This is a genomic window from Pseudodesulfovibrio sp. S3, assembly GCF_004025585.1.
Lineage (GTDB): Bacteria > Desulfobacterota > Desulfovibrionia > Desulfovibrionales > Desulfovibrionaceae > Pseudodesulfovibrio.
In genome coordinates this window covers 250,351-276,420 of the sequence record NZ_QTZO01000004.1, presented here as the reverse complement: position 1 = coordinate 276,420, position 26,070 = coordinate 250,351, and the positions used below count along the sequence as shown (strand labels likewise).

The 26,070-nt window shown below is 53.4% G+C and carries 26 protein-coding genes and 1 tRNA gene; 20 read left to right on the top strand and 7 right to left on the bottom strand.

Going from position 1 to position 26,070, the window contains the following annotated elements; genetic code table 11:
* Positions 1–153 precede the first annotated feature (153 nt).
* From DWB63_RS06770 to mdoH, 3 genes are read left to right on the top strand one after another with little or no spacing between them, the layout of a single operon-like run.
* A complete protein-coding gene (locus DWB63_RS06770) occupies positions 154–1,758 on the top strand; it encodes a glucan biosynthesis protein (RefSeq protein WP_128328096.1) in 1,605 nt (534 codons plus the stop codon).
* The gene (locus DWB63_RS06765) at positions 1,742–2,116 is read left to right on the top strand and encodes a hypothetical protein (protein WP_128328053.1); all 375 of its coding nucleotides are present in this window, start codon (positions 1,742–1,744) and stop codon (positions 2,114–2,116) included. Before DWB63_RS06770 ends, DWB63_RS06765 begins: the two co-directional genes overlap by 17 nt.
* Positions 2,117–2,124: 8 nt before the next feature.
* Positions 2,125–4,221 (top strand): glucans biosynthesis glucosyltransferase MdoH, encoded by a 2,097-nt coding sequence (gene mdoH / locus DWB63_RS06760; protein WP_128328052.1) that lies wholly within the window; start codon positions 2,125–2,127, stop codon positions 4,219–4,221.
* Positions 4,222–4,655: 434 nt separating this feature from the next.
* On the opposite strand, the gene DWB63_RS06755 is transcribed toward mdoH, so the two are convergent.
* Positions 4,656–4,731 (bottom strand) — tRNA-Lys (locus tag DWB63_RS06755).
* A 96-nt stretch (positions 4,732–4,827) separates the two neighbouring features.
* Between DWB63_RS06755 and DWB63_RS06750 the strand changes: the two genes are divergently transcribed.
* Positions 4,828–6,663 (top strand): cytochrome c biogenesis protein CcdA, encoded by a 1,836-nt coding sequence (locus DWB63_RS06750; RefSeq protein WP_128328051.1) that lies wholly within the window; start codon positions 4,828–4,830, stop codon positions 6,661–6,663.
* Positions 6,664–6,688: 25 nt separating this feature from the next.
* Entirely contained in the window at positions 6,689–7,885 is a 1,197-nt protein-coding gene (locus DWB63_RS06745; protein WP_128328050.1) for an iron-containing alcohol dehydrogenase, read from the top strand.
* A gap of 72 nt (positions 7,886–7,957) precedes the next feature.
* Here DWB63_RS06745 and DWB63_RS06740 read toward each other — a convergent pair whose 3' ends face one another.
* A complete protein-coding gene (locus tag DWB63_RS06740) occupies positions 7,958–8,257 on the bottom strand; it encodes a hypothetical protein (protein WP_128328049.1) in 300 nt (99 codons plus the stop codon).
* 164 nt (positions 8,258–8,421) lie between these two features.
* Positions 8,422–9,645 (bottom strand): Xaa-Pro peptidase family protein, encoded by a 1,224-nt coding sequence (locus DWB63_RS06735; protein ID WP_128328048.1) that lies wholly within the window; start codon positions 9,643–9,645, stop codon positions 8,422–8,424.
* An 83-nt stretch (positions 9,646–9,728) separates the two neighbouring features.
* Between DWB63_RS06735 and DWB63_RS06730 the strand changes: the two genes are divergently transcribed.
* From DWB63_RS06730 to hisF, 5 genes are all read left to right on the top strand, one after another.
* Positions 9,729–10,148: a CoA-binding protein gene (locus tag DWB63_RS06730; protein WP_128328047.1), complete on the top strand. Its 420-nt coding sequence runs from the start codon at positions 9,729–9,731 to the stop codon at positions 10,146–10,148.
* Positions 10,145–10,582 (top strand): YkgJ family cysteine cluster protein, encoded by a 438-nt coding sequence (locus DWB63_RS06725; RefSeq protein WP_128328046.1) that lies wholly within the window; start codon positions 10,145–10,147, stop codon positions 10,580–10,582. The genes DWB63_RS06730 and DWB63_RS06725 overlap by 4 nt, the downstream gene beginning before the upstream one ends.
* Before the next feature lie 14 nt (positions 10,583–10,596).
* Entirely contained in the window at positions 10,597–11,361 is a 765-nt protein-coding gene (locus tag DWB63_RS06720) for a J domain-containing protein (RefSeq protein WP_128328045.1), read from the top strand.
* 172 nt (positions 11,362–11,533) lie between these two features.
* On the top strand, positions 11,534–12,175 hold the full coding sequence (gene hisH, locus DWB63_RS06715) for an imidazole glycerol phosphate synthase subunit HisH (protein WP_128328044.1): 642 nt from the start codon (positions 11,534–11,536) through the stop codon (positions 12,173–12,175).
* Positions 12,165–12,944: an imidazole glycerol phosphate synthase subunit HisF gene (gene hisF / locus DWB63_RS06710; protein WP_128328043.1), complete on the top strand. Its 780-nt coding sequence runs from the start codon at positions 12,165–12,167 to the stop codon at positions 12,942–12,944. Before hisH ends, hisF begins: the two co-directional genes overlap by 11 nt.
* A 73-nt stretch (positions 12,945–13,017) precedes the next feature.
* Here hisF and moaC read toward each other — a convergent pair whose 3' ends face one another.
* Genes moaC through DWB63_RS06690 form a run of 4 tightly spaced genes read right to left on the bottom strand, consistent with a single transcriptional unit; the run spans position 13,018 to position 16,464 of the window.
* Positions 13,018–13,497, bottom strand: coding sequence for a cyclic pyranopterin monophosphate synthase MoaC (gene moaC / locus DWB63_RS06705; protein WP_128328042.1), 480 nt, complete (start codon positions 13,495–13,497; stop codon positions 13,018–13,020).
* Positions 13,498–13,500: 3 nt separating this feature from the next.
* On the bottom strand, positions 13,501–14,619 hold the full coding sequence (dnaJ, locus tag DWB63_RS06700; protein ID WP_128328041.1) for a molecular chaperone DnaJ: 1,119 nt from the start codon (positions 14,617–14,619) through the stop codon (positions 13,501–13,503).
* An 11-nt stretch (positions 14,620–14,630) separates the two neighbouring features.
* On the bottom strand, positions 14,631–14,861 hold the full coding sequence (rpoZ, locus tag DWB63_RS06695; RefSeq protein ID WP_128328040.1) for a DNA-directed RNA polymerase subunit omega: 231 nt from the start codon (positions 14,859–14,861) through the stop codon (positions 14,631–14,633).
* A 31-nt stretch (positions 14,862–14,892) separates the two neighbouring features.
* Positions 14,893–16,464: a DUF4340 domain-containing protein gene (locus DWB63_RS06690; RefSeq protein ID WP_241648681.1), complete on the bottom strand. Its 1,572-nt coding sequence runs from the start codon at positions 16,462–16,464 to the stop codon at positions 14,893–14,895.
* On the opposite strand from DWB63_RS06690, the gene DWB63_RS06685 reads away from it, so the two are divergent.
* The 10 genes from DWB63_RS06685 (at position 16,400) to DWB63_RS06640 (ending at position 26,070) form a co-directional block, all read left to right on the top strand.
* Complete coding sequence (locus DWB63_RS06685) at positions 16,400–17,149, top strand: tRNA 2-thiocytidine biosynthesis TtcA family protein (RefSeq protein WP_128328038.1); 750 nt, start codon at positions 16,400–16,402, stop codon at positions 17,147–17,149. The two genes, DWB63_RS06690 and DWB63_RS06685, sit on opposite strands and share 65 nt — an antisense overlap.
* Before the next feature lie 63 nt (positions 17,150–17,212).
* Entirely contained in the window at positions 17,213–18,118 is a 906-nt protein-coding gene (locus tag DWB63_RS06680; RefSeq protein WP_128328037.1) for a M23 family metallopeptidase, read from the top strand.
* Between the two features lie 120 nt (positions 18,119–18,238).
* A complete protein-coding gene (gene fliR / locus DWB63_RS06675) occupies positions 18,239–19,027 on the top strand; it encodes a flagellar biosynthetic protein FliR (protein ID WP_128328036.1) in 789 nt (262 codons plus the stop codon).
* Between the two features lie 11 nt (positions 19,028–19,038).
* Positions 19,039–20,109, top strand: coding sequence for a flagellar biosynthesis protein FlhB (gene flhB, locus DWB63_RS06670; protein ID WP_128328035.1), 1,071 nt, complete (start codon positions 19,039–19,041; stop codon positions 20,107–20,109).
* 62 nt (positions 20,110–20,171) lie between these two features.
* Positions 20,172–22,271 (top strand): flagellar biosynthesis protein FlhA, encoded by a 2,100-nt coding sequence (gene flhA, locus DWB63_RS06665; protein WP_128328034.1) that lies wholly within the window; start codon positions 20,172–20,174, stop codon positions 22,269–22,271.
* A 15-nt stretch (positions 22,272–22,286) separates the two neighbouring features.
* The gene (locus tag DWB63_RS06660) at positions 22,287–23,351 is read left to right on the top strand and encodes a flagellar biosynthesis protein FlhF (protein ID WP_347231962.1); all 1,065 of its coding nucleotides are present in this window, start codon (positions 22,287–22,289) and stop codon (positions 23,349–23,351) included.
* Positions 23,352–23,369: 18 nt separating this feature from the next.
* A complete protein-coding gene (locus DWB63_RS06655; RefSeq protein WP_128328032.1) occupies positions 23,370–24,197 on the top strand; it encodes a MinD/ParA family protein in 828 nt (275 codons plus the stop codon).
* On the top strand, positions 24,139–24,924 hold the full coding sequence (locus DWB63_RS06650; RefSeq protein ID WP_128328031.1) for a FliA/WhiG family RNA polymerase sigma factor: 786 nt from the start codon (positions 24,139–24,141) through the stop codon (positions 24,922–24,924). The genes DWB63_RS06655 and DWB63_RS06650 overlap by 59 nt, the downstream gene beginning before the upstream one ends.
* Positions 24,925–24,947: 23 nt before the next feature.
* Positions 24,948–25,328: a chemotaxis response regulator CheY gene (locus DWB63_RS06645; RefSeq protein ID WP_128328030.1), complete on the top strand. Its 381-nt coding sequence runs from the start codon at positions 24,948–24,950 to the stop codon at positions 25,326–25,328.
* Positions 25,329–25,359: 31 nt separating this feature from the next.
* Entirely contained in the window at positions 25,360–26,070 is a 711-nt protein-coding gene (locus tag DWB63_RS06640; RefSeq protein ID WP_128328029.1) for a flagellar basal body-associated FliL family protein, read from the top strand.

The window sequence follows — 26,070 nt, the reverse complement described above, 5'->3', positions numbered from 1 at the left end:
CAATGCTGGATTCAAAATTGATAAAATGTTTTTCATCGCGTAGTGTCTCCTTTCAATGTTGCATGAATCAACGAAGAGGTCTTGTGATTCTCACAAGGTAGCCGCATACTCCCCCCGTTCAGGGAATAAAATAAATCAATGAGCCATACCATCATGTTCCCACGCACCGATTCTTCAAAGTGCCCCTTTCGTCGTGAACGCTGTTTCCTGCCATTGGCGTTTGCCTTTTTCTCCTTGACCGTCTTGGGGCTGTTTTTCAACGACAATGCCCAGGCCCAGGAAAAAGAACCGTTCACCCGCCAAGTTGTGGTGGACAAGGCCTGGCAACTGTGCCTGAGCCCTTACGACCCGACGCACGGGCAGATTCCGCAATCCCTGCTTGACCTCAACTATGATGCATGGCGCGACATACGTTTTCGCCCTGAAATGGCACTGTGGAAAAACGAAAAATTGCCTTTTCAGTTGCAATTCTTCCATCCCGGAATTTTTTACGACCGGTTGGTGGACATCAATATCGTTAACAACGGCGATACCCAAAGGCTATCCTTTGAACCCGCCATGTTCGACTATGGAGACAACCACACGCTGCCCGAACAGATTCCGACCCAATTCGGATTCGCCGGATTTCGCATCCATGGTCCGATCAACACACCAAAATACTTCGATGAAATCGCGGTCTTTTTGGGAGCAAGCTACTTCCGTGCCGTTGCCAAGAAACAGGTCTATGGTCTTTCGGCCCGCGGCCTGGCCGTGGATACAGCCCAACCCGACGGCGAGGAATTCCCTTATTTCAGTGAATTTTGGATCGAAAAACCAACCAGAAAAAGCACTGATGTGACCATCCATGCCCTGTTGGACAGCAAAAGTCTTACCGGAGCGTATACCTTCGTTATCCGTGGCGGAAAAACCACCATCATGGATGTCACGGCAACACTGTTCCTGCGAACCCCGGTAACCAAGATCGGCATCGGCCCGCTGACAAGCATGTTCCTGTTCGGCGAAAACACCGATGCGCGCAAGGTGAGCGATTTCCGTCCCGAGGTACACGACTCGGACGGACTTCTCATCAAACAAGACTCCGGCGAATGGTTCTGGCGTCCGCTGAACAACCCGGATAATCTGGAATTGAATTCTTTCCAGGCAGACAATGTCCGTGGATTCGGCCTCATTCAGCGAGATCAGGACTTCCAACATTACCAGGATATCGAGGCCAAGTACCAACGACGCCCATCCCTGTGGGTTGAACCGCGCGGGAATTGGGGCAGTGGTCATGTGGAACTGGTAAATATCCCCACTAATCAAGAGATCCACGATAACATCGTCGCCTTTTGGACCCCGAAGGACGCCCTACCCATAGGCGTACCACAAACCTATGAGTACCAACTCAAGTGGTACGAGGGACGCTTTACCCACCCGCCTCTGGGGTATGTCAATGACACCCGAGTCGGCGACGCAAAGGGTGGAGGGAAACTTTACGTCATCGATTTCAACAGTAAGGCTCTGAGTGTCCTGAATCCGCCTTCCAATGTCACGGGAGTAGTCACCTGCGGCAAGGGAGCGGTCATTTCCGAACAACACGTGGAAAAGAATCCACATACCGGCGGCTGGCGCCTCTCCTTTCTGGTTCGCCCCGACAAAGAGCCGTCTGCTCTGGAGAAGGTCCTTCCCAAGCGCACCCCTCCCATTGATCTCCGCGCCTTTTTAAAAATCAACGACACCACTCTGACGGAAACCTGGAACTATGCCTACCAGCCCTGATCACGCCACAACGGCGGACCGTTCGCAGCGGGAGCAAACAGCTCGTTTCCTGCTGGAATATCTGAATCAAATTCCCATGGATATGGAGAAACGCCTGGAACTGGCCCTGGAAACTCTGCGGAGTCTTCCCGTGGATGCCACTCCCAGCCAGACGCTGACGGCTTTGCGTTCCCGACTGCCGACTCAGGATCATGAAGCGTTCCCCCATGGATACCCACCCATTGATCGCTGGCATATGCCCGCTCAATATCTCGGCCGGTCGCGCTCCGGCATGCGCGCTTTGGCCTCGCAATGGGCCTGGCTGACGATCATAGGCCTGCTGCTGGCCATGACCCTGCTGCTGCATGTATACAAGTGAGCCATAATATGCAGAACAACACGCAAGCTCCACCGTGGCGCATCTCAACCGGAAAACGGCGCTCGGTGCTCACCCTGCTGATCCTGATTCCGTCAGCGCTGGCCAGTTCCTATGTCGGTTCCGTCCTGCCCAACAAAGGGGCCACACCTTTGGAGCTGGCAATCATCATTGTCTACTCCATACTCTTCGCCTGGATATCCGTCGGATTCTGGACTGCGCTCATGGGCTGGTTCACTCTGTTGCGCCGCTATGACCGTTTTGCGGTCAGCCACGTTCTGTCCGATCCCCTGGAACCGGATACAACCGTCCGCACTGCCGTGCTTTTTCCCATCTGCAACGAAGACACGCCTCGGGTCATGGCCGGGATTAAGACCATCTACCTGTCTCTTCAGCAAACGCCGAACGCAAACCAATTCGATATCCACATTCTGAGCGACTCCAGCGGAGCGGACAAGTGGATCGAGGAAGAATCCGCCTGGGCTGATTTGGTTGAGGAACTGGGCGCGCAGGGCCGCATATTCTACCGCAACCGCAAGGTGAACCTGAAACGCAAAAGCGGCAACGTCGCCGACTTCTGCCGCCGACACGGAAAGGCCTACACCTATATGGCCGTGTTCGATGCGGACAGCGTCATGAGCGGCAAGACGCTGAACGCCATGGTTCATATAATGGAACAGCGGCAAAACATCGGCATACTCCAGACAGCGCCAGCCTGCTTTGGCCGAGACACCCTGCTCGGGCGGCTGCAACAGTTTGCCAATCGCGCATACGGTCCCATGTTTGCCGCCGGACTGCATTTCTGGCAATTGGGCGACGCCCAGTACTGGGGACACAACGCCCTTATCCGCATCAATCCGTTCATGCGCCATTGCGGACTGCCGAGACTCTCGGGCAAACCGCCGCTTGGCGGGGACATCCTCAGCCATGACTTCGTGGAAGCCGCGCTCATGCGCCGCGCAGGCTGGGGAGTCTGGCTCGCCTTTGACCTGCCCGGCAGTTGGGAAGAAAACCCACCGAACCTGCTCTCCGAACTCAAACGGGACCGCCGCTGGTGCCAGGGCAACCTGCAACACCTGCGCCTGCTGTTCACCGAAGGCCTTTTCCCAGCCCATCGCATCCTTTTTCTCAACGGAGCCATGAGCTATGCCTCGGCCCTGCTCTGGTTCCTGTTCCTGATGCTGTCCTCGACCGAGGCGGTTGTTCAAGCCATTGTCGGCCCGAGCTATTTCACCGCGACGAAATCCCTTTTCCCGTCCTGGCCGGTCTGGCAACCGATGTGGGCTTTGGTCCTGCTGGCCACCACAGGCGTACTGCTTTTCCTGCCAAAAATACTGAGCTATCTCCTGATCGTCCTGAAAACCCGACAGTCACGCCTGTTCGGCGGCCCTTTTCGCCTGCTGCTGAGCATACTTCTGGAAGTGTTGTTCTCCGCTCTACTAGCCCCCATCCGCATGCTCTTTCACAGCAAGTTCGTCTGTATCACGCTCCTGGGGCGACAGATCGGCTGGGGATCGCAACAGCGGGATGACCGCCCCACCACATGGTGGGATGCAGCCCGATTCCACGGCGGCGGCACACTGTTCGGGCTGCTGTGGGGAGGCATTGTCTGGCTTTACTCACCCAATTTTTTCTGGTGGATCGCTCCCATTGTCGTACCTATCGTACTCTCAATGCCTCTTTCCGTCATAACCAGCCACCACGGGCTGGGCTGTTGGCTACGAAAAAAACGGTTGCTGCTGATTCCTGAAGAAACCGACCCGGCACCGGAAATCCGGGACGTGACCCGCTTCACCAAAGAAATGGAAGAAATCCCTGTCCCCCTTGGCCTGCCACGCGAGGCCGGATTCCTCCGTGCACTGCTCGACCCCAAGGTCAACGGGCTCAGACGGGCCCTGCTTTCCCGCCACAAACGAAATTACAGCGCCGCCACGTGTGCCCGGCATGATCGCTTGGTGGACACAATGCTGAATAAGGGTCCCAACGCATTGACCCAAAAAGAAAAAATGACCCTGCTACGCGACCCAGACCGGCTCCTGGAACTGCACACGCTGGCCTGGACAATGGACAACGGAGCCATGCGCAAAAGATGGATAAAGAACTACTGAGCAACATCCACAAATGCTTGGCTGATCCGACTCCGTAACCCTCAAGACACTCAAGGTGGCCATCAAGGCAGGCGATCTCTCAGAGAAAAACCACGGGCCTACATCCGTAATCCAGAAGGGTGACGACTTTCGCTGCTCCGGTTTCCCGGACAACTTTGTTACGCAGAAAAAACACACAGCAATACACTTCGTTAGCCGCCATGTTCACCCTTGCTCAACACCTTGGATTAATTAACTGAACTCAACTGGTCCATCAAAGACACCAGCATTGTTAATGCATATGGTGGTTGCACCATGGATTGGAAAGACGTACTCATTGTAGATAATTCAAGCATTTTCGTTGTAGCGCACGGATAAATGCATCTCTTTGAAATACTTATTGTTAGGCAAAACAAAAAACCCGCCTAAACGACGGGTTTCATTGAGTTTCAGAGTGGTGGGTCACCAAGGAATCGAACCTTGAACCTCCGGATTAAGAGTCCGCTGCTCTGCCAATTGAGCTAGTGACCCACTCGGTGTTGCGCTTGCGCTCAACGGAGTGAATAACTATAAGTCGGACCCGGAAAAGTCAACCAGAAAATTTCACTTTTTTCAAACAGGTTTTAAATGCCCGTAACCAAGCCGCTTTTTTCTCTGCTTCTCACTGTTGCCCTCTCTCTGGTCTCGTCCATGTGCTATGCCCAGATTCAGCCGAGTTCCCTACCCATGGAAACACGGGTCGAAGGGTATGCCATCCCCATGGGCACACTGGGAGAAGATGAACCAGGAGCGATTCTCCTCGCCGTCACCTTGAATATCGAGGATGACTGGTACGCGTATTCCAACATCCCGGGAGAGGTGGGCAAACCCACCCAGCTCACAGCCGCAACCGCCAACGGATCACCGCTCAAGGTATTCTATCCCGAGGGCGTACAAAAGCCTGATTCCTATGACCCATCGGTGACCGTCACCGCATTCCTCCACGAGACCGTACTCTTCGTTCTCATCCCGCGAGGCATGGAATCGCCATTTCCGGTGACCATGAACCTGGACCTTCTCCTGTGCCATCCGACAAAATGCGTTCCCGGCCGCCTGGAATTACAGTATGGCGAGACGAATCTGGACGCGACATCATTGCCTCCTGCCGACGAGCGGCCCTGGTGGCAGGAGTTCCAGCAACAAGTTCGCCGGCAAGCGGCTGTCCAGCCCCTGATCCTGTCCGATGCTGACGAAATGAAAACCGCGATCATCCAATGGCAATTCACCCCCGAGTATTTACAACCCGGCCTTGAGGTGGGCAGCCTCCTTTCGGCCGTACTCATGGGCCTGCTGGCCGGACTCATCCTGAACATCATGCCGTGCGTGCTCCCCGTGGTCAGCCTCAAGCTCTCCTCCCTGCTCTCAGCGGGCGCGGACAGCAGTGAAGACCCGACTCGCGCCTTTCGCGAACACAACATTTTCTTTGTACTCGGCGTGCTGACGTTCTTCCTTTTTCTGGCCGTTGTTCTCGGCAGCACGGGCTCGGCCTGGGGCGCACTCTTCCAGAACCGCTGGCTGGTCCTGGGCGTGGCCGCCATCATGGGAGCGCTGGGGTTGAGCCTGTTCGGCCTGTTCCACCTGCCTGTGGTTGACCTCAAGTTCGGTGCAGGCCACGACAGTCCCCGAAAACAGGCTTTTTTCACCGGCATGTTGACCACCCTCCTGGCTACTCCGTGCAGCGGCCCGTTTCTGGGCGGCGTGCTCGGGTGGGCACTCATTCAAGGACCAATGGTCATCGCCACGGTCTTCTTCTGCATCGGATTGGGCATGTCCACGCCCTACCTGCTCCTGATACTCAACCCGAAACTTGCCCGGTTCCTGCCTAAGTCCGGACCATGGATAAAATACGTGGAAAAAGGCATCGCCTTCTTCCTGCTGGGTACAGCTTTCTATCTCGTTGCCATCGCCGTCGGCAGCGGAAGTCTGCGTATCCTCGCCCCGCTGTGGGCCGTCCTATTCGGTGGCTGGCTCTGGCTTCAGACCAGGAATGCTAGGGGCGCAGTTCGCGGAATTATCCGCCTTGGAGCCCTATGCCTGCTGGCTGCAGCCGTAGTCTGGACCACCCCCGCACAACATCAGACAAACCCGTGGGATTCATTCGATCCGGTCACCTTGAGTCAGACCATCGGCAACGAAACCCTTCTGGTAGAATTTACTGCCGATTGGTGCCCCACCTGCAAGGTGCTGGAAGCCACGGTCATGACGAATGAAAACGTGATCTCCTGGGAAACGAACTATGCTGTCCGGTTCATAAAAGTGGACATGACCCAGCGCGACCCCGAGGCCGAAGCGCTTCTTCTGGCCCTGGGCAGCCGCAGTCTTCCCACGGCAGCCGTTTTCAAGAAAGGCCAGGGGAACACCCCGTTGGTCATCCGAGACCTCTTCACTGCAAAACAGCTTGAAAGCATACTGAAATCATTATAAAAAATTCTGAACAAAGGAGAGTTTAATGCTCAATTTCCAATATTTCATGCCCACGCGGCTGATCTTCGGCCCCGACACTCTGAACCAACTGGGCGACACCCCCTACCTGCCTCGCGGCAAAAAGGCCATGATCGTCATCGGTGAATCCGGCGTCATGGTCAGGCAGGGATATCTGTCCCGCGTCCAAAGCCTGCTCGCCAAACAGGACGTTCAGACCATCGTATACGACAAAATCAAACCCAACCCGGAGTCTGATTTCGTGGATGAAGCAGCGGCCATTTGCCGCGAAAACGGCGTTGACTTTGTGGTCGGCCTGGGCGGCGGCTCCACCATCGACTCTGCCAAGTCCATCGCCACCATGGCCACCAATCCGGGCAAATACTGGGATTACATGCAATCCGGCACCGGCGGCGGCCAGACACCGGAAAAGGACGCCCTGCCCATCGTGGCCATACCGACCACGGCCGGAACCGGCACCGAGGCCGACCCATGGACGGTCATTACCAAGTCAGGAACCGATTCCCGGGAAAAAGTCGGCTGGGGCAATGACGCCACATTCCCGACCCTGTCCATCGTCGACCCCAGGCTGATGCTGTCCGTGCCGCCCAGGCAGACCGCCTATACCGGCATGGATGCCTTTTTTCACGCTGCCGAGGCCTACCTGGCCACCTGCCGCCAACCTGCCAGCGACATGCTCGCCCTGGAGGCAGTCCATCTGATCAGTCACACCCTGCCCCAAGCCGTGGCAGAGGGAGACAACCTGGAGGCCCGAACCATCATGGCCTGGGCCTGCACCGCAGCAGGCCTGTGCGAATCCTATTCCTCCTGCATCTCCCAGCACTCCCTGGAACACGCCCTGTCCGCGTTCCACCCCGACCTGCCCCACGGTGCTGGCCTGGTACTCATATCCAAGGCGTATTTCGGCTTCCTGGCCTCGCGCGGAGAAGACAGGCTGGGAGACCTTGCCCTGGCCATGGGCGACACCTTACAGGAAGATTTAGAGGAGGAAGTAACCGGGGTGGCCTTCCTTGACGCCCTGGACAAACTCATCACGGACATCGGACTGGCCGACGAAAAACTATCTGATTACGGCGTTACCCGCGAAGAAATACCGGCTCTGGCCGAAAACGCCCTGACGGTCATGGGGGCGTTGTTCGACATCACCCCGGTAAACATGACCATGGAAGATGTCATCGCCATTTTTGAAGCGGCCTACGAATAGCCGCCTGTCATCAATTCAACAAGAAAGGCTCCCCGAAAGGGAGCCTTTTTTTTAATCATATCTGATTGTGGCTTACATATTGAGCCACTCCTGCGCATCTTGCTGATTTCCGAATTCCATATAACCGTCAACCTTATCGGCAAAAACGATCTCTGCCAAATGACACGCCTCAGTGTTGCCGGGACAAAAAAGGACAGCAAAGCGAAACTCCGATCCATTGATACCGACAGCATCCGTAATCCTGGAGAACATATTGACATCTGACGAAGACAGATTGAGCCTGAACGTCCTGTTATCGAACAGTATTTTTGAAAATCCTGCCTCTCTGGCCTTGGAGATGACGGCTCTGGCCCATGTGATGAATGAATCCATGTCCGAAATCTCTCCGTCCGTTATGGAAAGGAGATAATTCGATTTCTCCGAAAAAACCTGAGAGTAGGCCATGACTCCCAACCGCGTTATAGGGCACAACTATTTTATAGGTTCGCATATACGTATTTCATATTTTTTTGATCATAACAACACAAAAAAACAAGCTACCCTATAGCCGTCATGTCGTAGACATCGCCGGTAATGCAACGACAACCGTCTTGTGTGATCTCAAAGGTGTTCTCCACTCCGACCATGGCCACACCGCGAATTCCCTGTTTTGGTTCCAGGGCAATGACCATCCCCTGTTCCAGCGGTTGATTGAACCCCTTGGCAATGGGCGGAAACTCATCGATGGTCAAACCGATACCATGTCCCACAAAAGGAACCTGGTTTTCATCCAACCCCATGAACCCTTCCTTAAATCCGCGTTTGTCCGCCTGTTCAATGCAGTGGACATAGAGATCTTCCGGCGTCACGCCGGGTTTTGCCGTGGCGCACATCCACTCCTGCATTTCAATGCAAAAATCGTGGGCCTTGCGTATCTCATCGGTCTTGGTCCCTTCCGCCCCGGCAAAATAGGCCTGTGTCTTATCCGTGTGATACCCGTCAAGCTGAAAACCGATGTCGAGCATGAGCGGTTCGCCCAACTGCCACACTTTATTCGCATTACCCATGAACGCCGAGGCCGGATGTTCTCCGCGCAATCCGAGTGGACCATTGAACCCGCTGGGGTAGTTCCCGGAATCGCCGGCGGCCACATGGCCGAGAAAAATCTCTTCACCATAGGCCTGCATCCGCAACACCCCCATGTGCCCTTCAGAAAAAAAAGTCTCCCAGGCAGCATGAGAGATTTCCCGCTCGGTCATGCCTGGCCAAATCTTGCCGGGCAGGATGTCGTGGAGGCAACGGTGGTGCTTCTCTCCGCACCGGCGCATGATCTCCAGTTCGAATTCGGATTTGACCATCTTGGCCAGGGCCACGGCATGGTCGCCCGGAACAATGGTATACCCCTTGAGCTTGGCGGCCAACATCGACCCGAGCTGCCAGGTCAGGCCGGACATGACCGCGGCAACGGTCCCGGTAAAGGGGCTGCCGACATCAGAGCACAGACCAGCTAGTTCCGAATAGGACTTGAACGACAGGATATGCTCCACCCCCGCCTCAAGTTTTGCCCTGTTCACTCCCTTGCGCAGGAGGAGCACAGGCTGACCCGACATGGGCAGCCAAAGCACGCCCTGGCCGAAGGTGCCGGTAAGATAATAGATGTTCAACCGGGAAAAAACCAGAATGCCGCCCGCTTGGGGAGCAATCTCCTGAAGATGTTTGCGGACTGCGTCCTGACGACGGGTCAACTCTGCAGCAGGAATGCGGGATATGGCTTCGAACATGAGTACTCCTTCTGATATATCAACTAGGCAACCGGAGGTGTTTGCTGTACAAAGGCCTTCTCACTCAAGAGAGGATCTGAACAATGCTGATTGATATGAAAGAGCTAGCCCCCCTGCTTCGACAGGTCAAGACCATAGCCGTTGTCGGAGCTGTGGACAAACCTGGCCGACCTGTGGACATTGTCGGACGCGCACTCATGGACATGGGATTCAACGTCATTCCGGTGCACCCGAAACGAGAAACGGTGTGGGGACTCCCTGCATACCCGAGCGTCAACGACATCCCGGTTCCCGTGGACATGGTGGACCTGTTCCGAGCGGCCCAATTCTGCCCGGAACATGCCCGTGAAGCCCTGCGGATGGACCCGAGGCCCAAGATTTTCTGGATGCAATCAGGCATTGTCAGTCCGGAAGCCAGAAACATTCTGGCCGGAAGCGACATTCACGTGGTCGAGAATCACTGCACCAAGGTCGAACTGCAAGCTTTGGGGATCACCGGATGAAGAAACCCGCTTTTGAATGCCGCATGTGCGGCCACTGCTGCCAGGGCGAAGGCGGCATCATCATGACACTCAAGGACCAAAAGAGACTGGCCGAGCACCTCGGCATATCCGTGAATGACCTTGTCACACAGTACACCCATGAGCGTGGGGGCAAACTCCATCTCAACTCCGGCAAGGACAAATACTGCATTTTTTTCAAGGAAGGATGTGACGTGCATCCGGGCCGCCCGGACATCTGCCGGGCCTGGCCCTTTTTCAGGGGCAATCTCGTCGACGAAACAAGCTGGGAAATGATTCAGGACTACTGTCCGGGCGTGAACCCTGAAGCCGGACATGACGAATTCGTCAGACAGGGACGAGCCTATTTGCGAAAGGAAGACCTTTTGCGCTATGATCCCGACACTTCTCCAAATGCGTTGATTTCTGACGAATAACAAGGACACACTGCATGAATCTCCAGGACTGTCTCAAAGTGCTCAAGCTCGCACCTGGAGCGACTCTGGACGAGGTAAAAACATCCTTCCGCCAACTTGCCTTCAAATACCACCCGGATTTGAACTCTGAGCCAAGCGCCAGCGAACTGTTCCGCAAAGTCAACGAAGCTTACGTCACGGCCAAAGGACTGCTGGAGACCAATGCCAAGAACGGGTCAGCCAGACCTGAACCGGAAGGCCCCACCGCCAGCCGGGAACAAGGAGCCAAGGCCTACGCCCGACAGCAGCAGAAGGGCGCCTCGGCCAAGCCCGAACACAGTCGATCCAATCGCGCCAAGAACCAGAAATATTATTATAAGGAAGAAGAGGTTCTCAAAACCATATTAAGCGACCCTTTTGCCAAAAAAGTGTTCGAGGACATCTACAGCCAGATCCGCAAGGAACAGCCTGGATACAAGGGGCCACTTGAACTGAAGAAACGCAATCTCCAACTCCACTGGGGAGAACGCACCCTGAATCTCGATTTCACCAGGGGCATAAGGGGATGGTTCAGTGGACAGATGGACTTCGAACAGACCGTGCAATATCCGGCCAGCCGCCTCCTGCCTGGTCGCAAAATCCGCATCACCGTCGAACAGACGTTCAGCAAGGGGCCGAAAACCATCGAAGTGACACTACCGCAAGATTTCGTGGTGGGCCGTCCCATTCGCCTCAAGGGTCTCGGACGCAAGCTCGGCCCCTTCTCGGGCGACCTGTTGTTGCGCATTCTCGGCAAGTAGTCTTCCCGGCTTCCTGACCGCACAAAGCCAGTTTCTTTTATAAACAAGTACCGCCGCTTCAGAATAACGGCTTCCTGAAATCGACATTTTTGCCAAATGCAAAAAACCCCTTGTTTTCCCCCGACATTTTTACTAGTCGCTGTAGCATAACGAGTAAAAAGTGGAGGGACCGATGCTCGCCATATTCGATTACAAAGCAGGAAACCAGACCAGTGTCCGTCGGGCACTCGACCACCTGGGCATCCCGAATGAAATAACCAATGATCCCGAAAAGCTGGATTCGGCTACCGGTATCATCTTTCCGGGCGTAGGCGCTGCGGGTCAGGCCATGGAAGAACTTGAATCCGGTGGGCTGGACGAAGTCATCAAGAAACTCATCTGGCAGAAAAAACCGGTGCTCGGCATCTGTGTTGGTTGCCAGATTTTGCTGGACTATTCAGAAGAAAATGACACCAAGGCACTTGAAGTAATCCCGGGGGAATGCAGATTATTCAACCCGTCCTGGATGGATTATGAGGACGTCTCCATCAGAGTGCCCCACATGGGCTGGAACCAGGTCGAGCTCCTGCAGGAATGTGAACTCTTTACCGGCATTGATCCCGATGCGGACTTCTACTTTGTTCACAGCTACTACCCCGCTCCCAAGGAAGAGTTCATCATAGGCATCACCCGTTACGGCATTGATTTTTGTTCTGTCCACGGACGCCAAGGATTGTGGGCGGTCCAATTCCACCCGGAAAAGAGCGGACGCCCCGGATTGAAGATGCTGCAAAATTTCCACAACTACTGCCAGGAGGCCGCAGATGCTCAGTAAACGTGTCATCCCCTGCCTCGACGTGCGCAACGGACGCCTGACCAAGGGCATCAAGTTCGAAGGCAATGTGGACATCGGTGATCCGGTGGAAACCGCCAAACGGTATTACGAAGAAGGCGCGGACGAAATAGTCTTTTATGATATAACCGCCTCCCATGAAGCCCGTGGAATATTCCTTGATGTAGTGGAAAAAGTGGCCTCCCAGATATTCATACCCTTCTCTGTGGGCGGCGGCATCAATTCCGTGGCTGACATGCGCGACGTGCTCATTGCCGGTGCTGAAAAAGTCTCGGTCAATTCCGGCGCGGTCAAGAACCCTGATATCATCAGCGAAGGTGCGGCCATGTTCGGTTCCCAATGCGTGGTACTCGGCATGGACGTGAAACGCGTCGAGAAGTCCGAGGACATCCCCTCCGGTTTTGAGATCGTCATCCATGGCGGTCGCAAATTCATGGGCATGGACGCCCTCGAATGGGCCAAGACCGGCGAAGCGCTGGGGGCTGGAGAGATTTGCCTCAACTCCATTGATGCAGACGGCGTCAAGAAAGGCTATGATCTCGAACTGACCCGCCTCGTGTCCGAAGCCGTAACCATCCCCGTCATCGCATCAGGCGGTGCGGGCAATCCACAGCACATGGTGGACGCTGTCACTCAAGGCAAGGCAAGCGCCGCACTCATCGCCTCCATAGTGCATTACGGCGAATACACCATTCCGGGAATCAAGCAATACATGGCCGCCCACGGCGTACAAACCCGCTCGGTCTGGTAATCCCAAAAAGAACTCATAAGAAAAGCCGCCCTCCATTCGGAGGGCGGCTTTTTATTGCATGATGGAATGCACTTTACTCGGCTCGAAAGGTACCGCTTTTGCCCCCGGACTTGTACACCAGACGGCAGGCGTCGATAACGACATCCTTCTGAACCGCCTTGCACATATCGTAGATGGTGGCAGCCGCTATCTGAGCGCCCACCAATGCTTCCATCTCAACTCCAGTCTTGTATGTGGTCCGAACCTCTGACTCAAGCTCGATGGCAGACTCAGCATCAAGAACCGTAAAACGAATATCGACATAGCTGATGGGCAGCGGATGGCACATGGGAATAAGGTCGGCAGTCCGCTTGGCCGCCTGTATGCCAGCGATCTTCGCAGTGGTCAGAACGTCACCCTTGGGCAACGCGTTTTCCTTGAGGAGCATCAATGTCTTTGGCGCAAGTCGGACCAAACAGCGGACAATAGCCGTACGCTGTGAATCATTTTTATCAGAAACGTCCACCATACGGGCGTTTCCGCTTTCATCCATATGAGAAAAACCATCTGCCATGAGCTATTCTCCCATCACTTTGCCCTTGGCCTTCTTGAAGAAGTCCTTGGCTCTGGTGGTCAATTTACCGGATTCGATTTCAGCGAATTCCCTGAGCAACTCTTCCTGACGGCTATTCAACCGAGAGGGCGTCTTGACCTTGATCTCAACAAGCAGGTCGCCGTTGTGAGTGCTGCCCAGATGGGGCAGTCCCAATCCTCTCAATCGAAAGACCTCGCCGCTTTGGGTTCCGCTGGGAACATCGAGATTCACAGTGCCTTCCAGGGTCGGCACTTCCAGGCGATGCCCCAGCGCGGCATCCACCATGGAGATGTCACGACTGATGATAAGGTTCTGACCCTGACGCTCGAAGGTATCGTCCGGAGTGACCCGAATAACGACATAGAGATCACCTGGAGGACCTCCGTTGACACCAGCCTCGCCTTCACCCCGCAACCTGAGGCGCGAGTTGTTGTCCACGCCCGCCGGAATACGGACGTTCAAATCCTTATCCTGAATGACGGTGCCCCGCCCCATGCACTCGTCGCAGGGATCGGTGATCATCTGCCCTGCTCCCCGACATTGGGGGCAAGTCACTGAAATACGGAAAAAGCCCTGTGCCTGCTGCATGGTGCCGGTTCCGCGGCACTGCGAGCAAGTCTCCGGAGAAGTTCCCGGAGCCGCTCCAGTGCCATTGCAACTCTCACAGGAAACCTCCACGGGAATCTTGATGCCGACCTCGGCCCCCTTGGCGGCCTCGCGGAACGATATTTCCAGATTATAGCGCAGATCGGACCCGGCACGCGGACGATTGGCCCCACCCCGGCCTCCTGAAGAAAACCCGAAGACTTCACCGAAAATGTCGCTGAAGGCTCCGAAAATATCCTCGTTGCTGGAAAAGCCCGAAAAACCATTGCCGTTCACACCGTCATGACCGAACCGGTCGTAGGACTGGCGTTTTTCCTCGTTTCCGAGGATTTCGTAGGCTTCTGCGGCTTCCTTGAACCTGGATTCAGCATCGGGGTCATCCTGATTGCGATCAGGATGAAACTTGAATGCGAGTTTCCTGTAAGCTGATTTGATCGTATCCTGAGATGCATCCCTGGTCACACCCAGGACTTCATAATAGTCGAGTTTGGACATGACTATACTACTTACACATCCTCAGAGGTGGGAAGATCAAGGCTGACTTCGGGCTCAGAAATTGCCGGAATAACCTTGCCCGCAGCGATTTCACGCAGGGCGCTGACCACTTCCTTGTTCTTGGATTCCACCAGAGGTTCATACCCTTCGCGGTATTGTTTGATGCGCTTGATGCCCATCTGGGTGATAAGAAAACGATTGCTCACTTTTTCCAGACAATCTTCAACGGTAATCCGTGCCATGATATTCTCCTTACTTCATTATGAAGCGGTATTATCCCTTATTCCCGGTTGCACCGGCAGGAAACATGCCCTGCAAATCCTTCAGCAACCGGCTGGAGACGGGATAAAACATACCGTCTCCATCTTTCATCCAGCACTGCCCCTGAGGCAGTTTTGGATCCGCATAAAAAATCATTTTCTTAAGCAATTCACCATCAATGTCCCGGAACTGACAGCGCATAAGCTGCACAGCAGTCGTTGACAGGTTGTTGAGCGGCAACGCTTCAAACTGCAATTCAGTAAATCTCCAGAGCGCCATGTCAATGCCCGGGACATCCTTTTCTCCTCCGACAACACGCCAACCCGAATCATCCCGCTTGAGAATATACTGCTTGCTGCCATGGTCGATTATGATCTTGGCAACCTGACCTATGTCAAGGGTAACAATATTTCTCTCTTGAACGTCGAAAGCACTTTTAGCCAATTGCCCAACACTCTCTGCATCAAGCAGAAACGGAACTGTCAGCCACGACGATTTACCCAAATAATGTTTCGGGTCTTCCTCAATACTGAAAAACTCTACCATAGAAGGCTCGTTGCTGCCCTCCGTCCATATCTTGATGGTCAGAGCAGCCATCTCTTTTTCCGTCAGAATCGGCTCCAACAACAACTTACCCGCCCTGAGCAAGGCCAAGGCATGGATGTAGAGCCGTATCTCGGAATCGGAAACAGCCTCATCCTTTAGATACCCCGGCAAGGTAAAGACAAAGCCCTTCTTTTGCCGTTTGACCAACCAGCTTGAACCAAAGGGCTGCACCAACTGCAACTGATTGACACCCTCTTCGTCAAACTGGAAAACGCGAGTGTCAAGAAAATGGATAGCCGGATACGAGAACTGCTCGAAAACCTTTTCGTCAAATTCGTACACCAGATCCGGACTTTCCGAATTCCACCCGTACACTCTTCCCGATTGTCCGGGAAAAAAACGAATGGTCAAAGACTGTGCATTTTTTTTATCAAACTGAAGAATGATCTTAAGCCCGGGATTGTCCAGGCCGTACTCAATAAATTCATCCGCCGCCGGACCGCTGAAGGAGCGGAGCGGTACCAACTTTTCAAGCCGGGTCAGATACTCTGAAACCCTGCCTCGCACGCCCTTGGCGGCAATATTCCAGGAGATACCGGGCACCTGCGCTTCCCACTGCTTCCCCTTTGAGGCAATCAGCGAATACGTTCCCTTGGCGGTCTGCACATGCACGGTCTTGACCTCTTCCAAGGAAGACAGCCAACGGGATGTCTGGACCTGGTCACGCTCAAGCGAACTGTACCAATAGAAAGCCCCGGCCAAGAGGACGAGGAGGGGTATGCCCGCGAAGTACAGTTTCCGTTTCAAATCAGGCATCCTCCAAAGGAACCCGGTTTCAATCATGCCAAAGCAATCGTTGCAGCGGCACGAAAGCTTGTTAAATTGCCTCATGAGTACTTGCAAGTCAAGCAGGAATGCTCTAACTGCCTGACCGGAACGCCGCACTTTAACAAAACCGGAAGGAGATGAACAGATGGCCTCATGGGGCAAGCTGACCTTTGCGCAAAAAAAATGCGTGTCCGCCACAGGAAAACTCATGCAACAAACCAACATGGTTTCCGAAGGCGCTCGCATTGGTCTTGCCGTTTCCGGCGGCGTGGACAGTTTTCTGATGCTCAAGGTCATGACCATCCGTCAGGCCATCATGCCTTTTCATATTGAATTGATGGTTCTGCACGTCAACCCGGGTTTCGCCCCGGAATCCCACAACCCCCTATCGCAATGGTGCGCCGAAAACGGTATATCCGCCCACATGGAGCTCACCGATTTTGGTCCACGGGCGCACACCAGCGAAAACCGAAAGAACTCCCCCTGCTTCTTTTGCGCCATGCAACGGAGAAAACGCCTCTTCGAGCTATGCCGGGATTACAATCTCTCGCATCTCGCCTTTGGCCACAATGCGGATGACAATGTGGTGACTTTTTTTATGAACATCTTGCAAAACGGCCGGGTCGCCGGACTGTCAATCAACGAACCTTTTTTTGACGGCAACCTCAACGTTATCAGACCCACCATGTTTCTGGACAAGAAAACCGTCATAACGGCCTCAAAACAATGGGAACTTCCCATATGGGAAAACATCTGCCCATCCAACGGGTCTACCAAAAGAGATGAAATCAACGCGTGGCTGCAAACCATGTGGCGGAATGACAAACGAATAAAAAACAATGTATTCAACGCAATAACCCGCCAACAGGTTGACTTGACAAGTAAAAAAGTCTAGACTAAAACTACTCAAAGATCAGAAACGGCTGCAAATTTAACATTGTAACCTACTGGAAAGGTAATGCTTTTCCGAAAATACCATATAGTTGTCTTCAAAGACAAAGAAGGTTCCTGCAAGAAATTCCAACTACGAGGTTGGTTTATCATTTCCCTTTTCCTCATGACCATCACCATGGCGACAGGGAACGTCATTCTCTGGAAAAAATATGCGCAACACTCGCGTGTGGAACAAGGACTGAACATTGCAGAAAAAACCGTCCAAGAACAAAAAACCCAACTCCTGAGCCTCTCCCAAAAGATATCGTCTCTTCAAAACAACCTGAGCCGCATCCGCGATTTTGACTCCAAACTGCGTGTCATGATCAACCTTGACCAGGACGGCAACCAGGCTGCAGCCCCCAAGGGCGGTTCCGCCAACGAAAATTTCTCCAAAGGATACCTTCCTCTCTACCGACAGGAACTCCTGGCCCGCAAGATGCATGAATTTCTACGTCAGTTGAACGTAGAAGCTCGGCTTGAAGAAGTCCGGCAGCAAGAAATCATGCACACCCTGCGCAACAACAAGAATATCCTAGAAGCCACGCCTTCCATTTGGCCGACCTCCGGTTGGGTGACATCCGGATTCGCCTGGCGGACATCACCTTTCACCGGGAAACGCGAATTCCACAAGGGTATAGATATTTCTGCTCCCCGAGGTACTCCCATCTATGCCCCTGCCCGAGGCACCATCACCTTCTCCGGCCGCGATGGCTCCTACGGTCTGAGTGTTCGCCTGAAACACAACGCCAGCCTTTCCACCCGTTTTGCCCACCTCCACCGCATCACTATCAAGAACGGGCAGGTGGTCACCAGAGGAGAACTGCTCGGTTATGTCGGCAGTACCGGGCGCAGTACAGGCCCCCATCTCCACTACGAAGTACGGCTCAACGGTGTTCCGGTGAACCCCAAGCGGTACATACTCAACTAATCGGATTCGAGTTTGTGAATTCATCAGGCCCTTTTGGAATCTCACCTTCCAAAAGGGCCTGTTCTTTAAGGCACACACCCAGCAACTCCTGTCTGGTTCAGGTTTTGCAATGAGCATATAATGGAACTTTTCGGATTCAACCAGAGCGACATGCTCAGCTATTTTCTGACGCTGTTTCGTATCAGCACAGTCCTTTTTCTGATGCCTTTTTTTGGAGGAAATTCCATTCCCAAACCGGTCAAGGCCGCACTGGTTCTGGTCCTATCCATGGCCCTCTGGCCCCAATTGTCTTTCCCCGGCTCCCTGATGCCTACGGGCTGGAACATCGTCATCATGTTCATAGGTGAATTGATCCTCGGCCTCATCCTCGGACTGCTCGTCAATTTTCTGTTCGCCGCCGTGCAATTGGGTGGACAGATCATCGGATTCCAAATGGGATTCGCCATGGTCAACGTGATGGACCCGATCACCGGCACAAGCAACGCGGTATCGGCTCATTTTCTTTACATGTGTACCATGCTTACCTTTCTGGTACTCAACGGGCACCTCTTCCTGCTGAAAGCCGTGGGCATGAGTTTCGAACACATTCCTCCGGGAACACTTCTTCTCAACCCGACATTGGCCAATGACATTTTCAAATTTTCCAACTTGATGTTCACTCTGGCCATCAAAATAGCCGCACCAGTCATGGCCGCGCTTTTCCTGGTGGACCTCTCCTTGGCGCTCATATCCCGAGCCGCCCCGCAATTACACGTGCTCGTTCTTGGTTTCCCCATCAAAATCACTGTGGGCTTCTTCTTTCTCGGCTTCATTTTCAGCATCATGTCAATATACGTCAGCGATTATTTGCAAGGCCTTAACGGCTTGTTTGAAAACGTTATGAGATTCGGCGCTTCCGTCGCTCCCTAAGGATCGCAGACATGATAGGTCAGGAAGATCCAAGTAAAACCGAAAAAGCCACAAAAAAACGCCGTGACAAACAGCGTAAAGAAGGCAACGTCGCCAAAGGCCAGGAAGTCACCAAGGTAATGGTCCTGCTGGCAGGTGTTTTGACCCTTCGGTTCATGATCAATTTCTACTACTACCAATTCACGGAAATATATCGTTGGACGTTCAGCGAAGCCATTAACATGACCGTGGACAAATCCATGGCCTACGCCCTGTTCACATGGGGTATCCAAAAGATGGCCCTTCTCGTTCTGCCGTTCATGGTGACTATCGCTTTCATTGCTTATATTACATTACGACTTCAAGTTGGCGGACTCTGGACAACAAAACCGATGAAGCCAAAATTCGACAAACTTTTCAACATATTGTCTGGCATCAAAAAACTGATGATCAGCCCTGACGCCTTCATCAAGCTAGCAAAAAGTCTGCTTCAGGCCATGGCCGTCGGCATTGCCCCCTACATCGTTCTCAGACAGGAAATCAATAATCTCACGCCTCTTTTTCATGCCAATACCGAGGGCATCATCACCTTCCTTCTCACCACGGGATACAAGATGGTCTGCTATGCTCTCATTCCAATGATCATCATTGCCATTATCGACCTCTGGTATGAGCGCTGGAACTATGAAGAAAAACTCAAAATGACCAAGGACGAGGTCAAGGACGAGGCTAAACAGGCGGAAGGCGACCCGAAGGTCAAACAGAAACAACGCCAGAAGATGATGGAAATGATGACTTCAAGAATGTTTCAGGACATTCCCAAGGCAGACGTGGTCATCACCAACCCGACACACTATGCTATCGCCCTGCAATACGATGTAATGGTCGCCCCGGCACCGCTGGTGCTTGCCAAAGGAACCAACAAGGTTGCCGAGCGAATCAAAGAAGTTGCACGAGAAAACGATATACCCATCGAAGAAAACAAACCCTTGGCACAGGCTTTGTATAAACAAGTTGAAATCGGGGAAACCATCCCGGAGGAATTGTTTCAAGCCGTGGCTGCTATTCTGGCAAAGCTGGAAAAATTCAAGAAGCGACGGTAGGTTAGAAAAGACCGAAACACCTCCCGCGTCCCTAAAACAACCGACCGAGAGGTGTCAAAAACATGGCCAAATCAATCGCGAAGCCACCACGCCCCAAAATTGACTATTCTCGGTTCACCAAGCAGGGGGACATACTCCTTGCCGGCGGCGTTGTGGTCATCCTCTTCGTGATGCTCATTCCTCTGCCCACTGCGTTCATAGACTTCATGCTTTCGGTTTCCATCTCTTTGGGACTGGTTATCCTGGTCACCTCGATGTTCATGATCTCTCCTCTTGAATTTTCCATCTTTCCCTCTCTCCTGTTGGTAACCACCCTACTCAGGCTGGCTCTGAACGTGGCCACCACCCGCGCCATTCTGCTCCATGGCGACGAAGGAACCGCAGCTGCGGGGTCGGTCATCCAGAGTTTCGGAGAGTTTGTTGTCGGCGGCAATTATGTCATCGGCATCGTCATTTTCATGATCCTGTTCATTCTGAACAAAACCGTCATCGTCTCCGGTACCACACGTATCGCAGAAGTCGCCGCCCGCTTCACCCTCGACGCAATGCCGGGTAAACAGATGGCCATTGAGGCGGATCTGAACTCCGGCCTCATCGATGAAACACAGGCGACTGAAAAACGTGAAAATCTGCGCCGAGAAGCCGACTTCTACGGAGCCATGGACGGTGCAGGCAAGTTCGTTTCGGGTGACGTTAAGGCCGGTCTCATGATCACCGCCATCAATATCATCGGCGGATTTCTCATCGGCGTCCTCCAGCAGGACATGGAATGGATGGATGCGGCCCAGACATACACCCTCCTGACCATCGGTGACGGTCTGGTGGCGACCATTCCCTCGCTGATCATTTCCACATCCGCCGGTATCATCGTCTCCCGCGCCGCCGCCGAGGCTAAGATGGGTGAAGAATTCATCGGTCAACTCTCTTTCCACCACAGGGCACTGAAACTCGTTGCCGGCATCATGGTCATCTTCGGCATTGTCCCCGGCATGCCAACCATCCCGTTTCTCACCCTGGCAATCATCGTTTACACGGTAGGCCATCTTTCAGCCAAGCAACAGGGTTCCCTGGCCGCAGACATAGTGGAAATGGAAAAGAAGGACGCCCCAACCCTGGATACTCCAGAGGAAGTGCAGGCCCTTCTCCCTCTCGACCAACTGGAACTGGAAGTCGGGTATGGCCTCATCCCGCTGGTGGACGAAGAACAAAGCGGCAACCTTCTTTCCCGCATCCGTTCCATCCGTCGCCAGTTTGCCCTGGATATGGGCGTTGTCGTCCCTTCTCTGCACCTTCGGGACAACCTCCAACTCAAGCCCGGCGAATACCGCGTACTGATCAAGGGCAATCCCGTGGCCAGTGCGGAACTGCTCATCGACCATTTCCTGGCCATGGACCCCGGCGATGCAAAACAGCGCATCCAGGGAGTCGAGACAGTGGAACCCGCCTTCAACCTCCCGGCCATCTGGATACCCGAGGCCCAAAAGGAAGAGGCCATGTTGGCAGGATACACCGTGGTCGATCCGTCCACGGTCATCGCCACACACCTCACCGAAGTATTCCGACGCAACCTGCACGAGTTCCTCGGCCGCCAGGAGACCCAGGAATTGCTCAACAACCTTTCGAAGCGCGCGCCCAAGGCCGTTGAAAGCCTGGTGCCGTCCGTACTCAGCGTCGGTGGCGTACAGAAAGTCCTCCAGGCTCTGGTGCAAGAAAACGTCTCAATCCGCGATCTTCTGACCATCGTTGAAACCCTGGCCGACTATGGTCCTGCCACTCAGGATCCGACACAGCTCACGGAATACGTTCGAGCCAAGATGGGCCGCACCATCGTCAAGCCCTATCTCGGTGACGAAGGCGTACTCCCAATCATCACCATGAGCCCACAGATCGACGAAATACTGAACAACGCCATGCGCCCTGCCGAACAAGGCGGCTACCTTGCTCTGGAGCCCGGCATTGCCCAGAATCTCATCAAATCAATAAATAAATCTGCGGAAGATGCCATGGTATCGGATGGACAACCCATCCTGCTGGTCACCCCGCAGATCAGATCACAACTCGCCCAACTGTTGACACGGTTCATCCCGACCCTGCCGGTCATCTCCCAGGCCGAGATCCCGGCAGATGTCAAAATTCAGTCAGCCGCAACCGTTGAACTCTAGGATCAGATTATGAGAATGAAGACGTTCAGAGCCTCCACCTCTACCGCCGCGTTTGCCAAGGTCAAGGCAGTCCTGGGACAAGAAGCCGTCATATTGTCCAACAAGACAGTCATGGAAAACGGCTGTAAATGCTGCGAAATCGTTGCCGCTGTTGAAAGCGAACCCACTCACCCCCAAAGGCACACCAAAGACGGCGTTGTGGAATCTGCTTTGCAGAACACCGTAGGCTGGCAACGGGAATGGACTCAGATAAAAGACCAGATATTGGCGCTCATGAAACCCCAGATGGATCTGACACAGCTCTCACCCAAGCAGAAGATCGCCCTTGAGTACCTTGAGCGAGAAGAAGTGGATGAAAGGGTTCTTGCCAAATTATTCTGTGATCTCAGAGAAAGACCGGACACTTCCATCATGACCGCCTTGGACCCGATGGTGAAGGCAACCCCGTTCGAAGCCCATAGCTGGTCAAACAAGTTCCACGCCTTTGCCGGTCCCGGTGGAGCAGGAAAGACATCCAGCCTGATTCGTCTGGCGCTCCGCATGAAAAAAGAGCATCCCAAGACACGCATCTGCTTGGCCACCGCCGACGGCGGACGCGGCAAAGGACGGCTTGTGCTCAAGCATTATGCGGAACTCAGCGGCCTGGCTTTCCGGGAAATAATCACCCGTGACGACTTCACCCTTCTGCACCAGGAATCCAAGCAATTCGACATGGTCCTCATTGATCTGCCCGGCCTGCCCGGCAAGACCACCCTTGAGGAATGGTCGCACCTTTACGGCATGAGCAACTGCCCGGAGCTGTCCATTCATCTTGTGTTGAATCCCTATTACAGCTCGACCCAACTTGAACGATTTATCGACAAATATAAAAGTGAACAACTTGCAAGCGTTATCTGGACGAAACTCGATGAAGCCTGTACATTCGGTTCAATATTGAACATGGCGTTCGTCAGTGGGCTGCCGGTTTCCGCTCTCTCGTACGGTTCCGGCCTGAAAAACAGCATTGAACCGGCCACTGAAGAAATGATTTGGCGACTTCTGTTCATGCGCACATTGCCTGATGGCGACATACAACCTTAAAGGAGTACGATACACGCCATGAGTTCGAATTTACCCCTGGTTTTTTCCGTAACTTCCGGCAAGGGCGGCGTCGGCAAAACCAACATGTCGGTTAATCTTGCCTACTCCTTGAGTGCTGCCGGAAAAAATGTGGTCCTCCTGGACGCCGACCTTGGCTTGGCCAACGTGGACGTCATCTTGGGCCTTGCTCCGCAACACAATCTTTTCCATTTGTTCCACGAAGACATGACCCTGGACAAAATATTGTTCGACACCCCTTACGGATTCCGCATCCTTCCGGCCTCCTCCGGCGTCAGCGACATGGTCAACCTGGACAAGGGACAGAAACTCGACCTCCTGGATGCCATGGACTTTCTTGAAGACAACATCGACTACCTCATCGTGGACACCGGTGCCGGCATCAACGACAACGTGTTGTACTTCAACCTAGCCGTGCAGGAGCGTCTGCTGATCATAACTCCCGAACCGACCTCGCTGACCGATGCCTATGCACTGATCAAGGTGCTCAAGTTGCAGCATGGCGTGGAACGGTTTCGAGTACTGGTCAACATGGTCAAAGACAAAAAATCCGCCAAGGAAGTCTATCTCAAGCTTCTCAATGCCTGTGACCACTTTCTCGACGGCATTTCCCTCGACCTTGTAGGCTTCATCCCCTACGATCAGAATGTCCGTAATTCAGTCATTGCCCAGACACCATTTTGCCACAAATTTCCAAAAACACCGGCCAGCACAGCTGTCCGGCAGGCTGCTCAGACGATCAACTCATGGCAGGTAACACCCAACACCGATGGCAATATTAAATTCTTCTGGAAGAAACTCCTCTTCCGGGAACGATCCGTGGCTTGAGCTGGAACAGGGCGACAAGCATTGGGACGATTTTTCACCCAGAGACCGTGAAAATATCGTCCGCTTCTACGCGCCCAAAATCCGGATTCTTGCCTTGCGGCTCAAAGCGAAGCTGCCTCAAAGCGTTGAGCTCAACGAGCTCATCAGCGCGGGCAGTCTCGGCCTGTTGGACGCCTTGGGAAAATTCAAAGCCGAACTTGGAATCAAATTCGACACCTACTCCGAAAACCGCATCAAGGGTGCCATGCTCGACGAATTGCGGAGAATGGACTGGTTTTCCAGAGGACTCAGGCACAAGGTCAAGGTGCTTGAAGAAGCCATGCGCCAAATCGAACATGAAACAGGCTCTCCCGCCACCCCGGAACAACTCCAGGATCACACAGGCATGTCGGAACGGGATGTGCAGCAAGGCTTGGAAGCCCTCAACAACCAAGTCTGCTTGAGCCTGGACAGTTTTCAGGAAAATATTCTCGGCCAAAAAAACATGACGGACGACGAACCGTTCCAGTCTGCTGCATTTCAAGAGATCGTTGACAAAGTAGCCAATCTCATTGAAGAATTGACGCCGCGAGAAAAATTGGTAATATCTCTATATTATGGTGAGGAGTTGAACATGAAGGAAACAGCCGAAGTTATGGACATAACCGAAGGCAGAGTCTCCCAACTTCACTCCCAAGCGTTGATTAAACTAAGAAAAACGTTCAAAGATCGTTATGACAACGAGTAGAAATCGAGTAAAGGAGACTTTCAATGGGTTATAATACCAATATGCGCGTTTTGGTCGTCGACGACTTTTCAACCATGCGTAAAATCATCAAGAACATCCTGCGGCAGCTTGGTTTCAACAACATTGTTGAAGCGGACGATGGTTCCACCGCATGGGAAGTCCTTAACAAGGACAACATCGAATTCATCGTTTCGGACTGGAACATGCCCACCATGTCCGGTATCGAACTGCTCCGCAAAGTTCGCGGCAGCGAAGAATACGCCGACATTCCCTTCCTGATGGTCACGGCAGAAGCGCAGCAGGAGAATATCATTGAGGCAGTCCAGGCCAAGGTATCCAATTATATCGTCAAGCCGTTCACCCCTGAAACCCTGGGCCAGAAGATCGATAAAATCTTCGCTTAAGCGCCCGCCAATTTCCGGTTAGGCGTATATTATGGTCTTGCTTGTCCCGGACGAAGATGTAACCGAAGAGGTTACCCCGAAGAGCAATGTGCCTGAACAGCCCAAAGCTCAGCTCGACGATTCCGAAGCAGGCAAGGCCACACAGAAAGTCGACCTTGATCTTGATGACGCCCCCTTTTTGGAAGACGAAGATGACGAAGAGGAAATAGAAGAAGTCGAGGTGGAGACCCCTCTTTTTGAAGAGGACGACAAAAAAACCAAATCTGGCCTGTTGGCCCTCTTCAAAAACAAGGTCGTACTGGCCTCCTCAGCCATCATTTTCATCCTTCTGGTCGTCATCATCATCCTCCTGCTTCGTGAACCGGAGGCACCACCGCCGCCACCAGTCGAAGAAACACCGGTCCAAGAGGAAGCGGCACCTGTAGTACCCGAGACCCCGGAAATCATCATCAGACTCGACCCATTCCTTGTTGAGCAAAAAGATGAAAAGGGGCAAATCCGCTTCCTGGAGGTACGCGTACTCGTATCAACCGAAGATGACGGACTGGCCAGACAGTTCAAACAAGAAACCTACGCTGTCCGCAACGCCCTGTTCTACTACCTCAAGAATAAGGATTTGCAGTTTTTGTCCGATAAAGAGAATAGTGATAAGCTGAAAAAAGAATTATTGGCCATAATCAACCAATATATGGGATTTGGACAGTTCGATACGCTGATGTTCGAACAATATCTTGTGAGGTAA